The 677-nt window shown below is 53.2% G+C and carries 1 protein-coding gene; it reads left to right on the forward strand.

The window, feature by feature from the left end:
- Positions 1-677, forward strand: a 677-nt coding sequence (locus M4I23_RS19610; RefSeq protein ID WP_249755545.1) for a conjugal transfer protein TraG N-terminal domain-containing protein, incomplete at both ends; no start/stop codon positions are given.

The raw sequence follows: 677 nt of genomic DNA on the forward strand, positions 1-677 counted from the left end.
TTGATGTCGCTCAAGAGGGCGAAGATGAAGGCAACAAGGGCCTGCTGAGCATGAACCGCACCGAGGTCAAACTGATGTTGGCCGGATTAGTGTGCTTTTTTGCCGTAATACCGATGTACCCAGTCAACGTCAACACGCTCGTCATGGACCAAAACGCCAGCGAGTCGTGCGGCGTGGGTATCAGCAGCGGGGCGACCAACAGCGACCAAAGCTCGTTAAATGGGGAATTGGTTCATGCCCCGATATGGTGGGTGCTCTGGCACAGTATTTCACAAGGACTGACCAACGCAGCGGTCTCCTCGGTGCCGTGTCACTACGATGTCGAGCGCAGCATGCTAAAACTCTCTCAAATCGACATTAAGAGCGAACAGCTCAGACAAGAAACTCAAGACTTCTACGAGCAGTGTTATACGCGAGCACGCCTGATGATGAAGGCGGCGGCGCGTAAAGAGCGAGTGAGTCAAAACGACTTTGATAATGCCAATTGGATTGGGGGTTCATACTTCCTTGGCTATAATCTGGCCGCGCCAGAGACCACCTATAATGGCTTACAAGCTGAACACATCGTGTTCAACTTCCCGTACAACGCAGAGCGAGACGATCCGGTGCAACAGAAGTATCGCCGCACAGCGGTTGATACCAGCGCCGCGTACCCAATGTGTGATGAATGGTGGGAC

Source organism: Algibacter sp. L4_22 (assembly GCF_023473045.1).
Taxonomy (GTDB): domain Bacteria; phylum Bacteroidota; class Bacteroidia; order Flavobacteriales; family Flavobacteriaceae; genus Algibacter.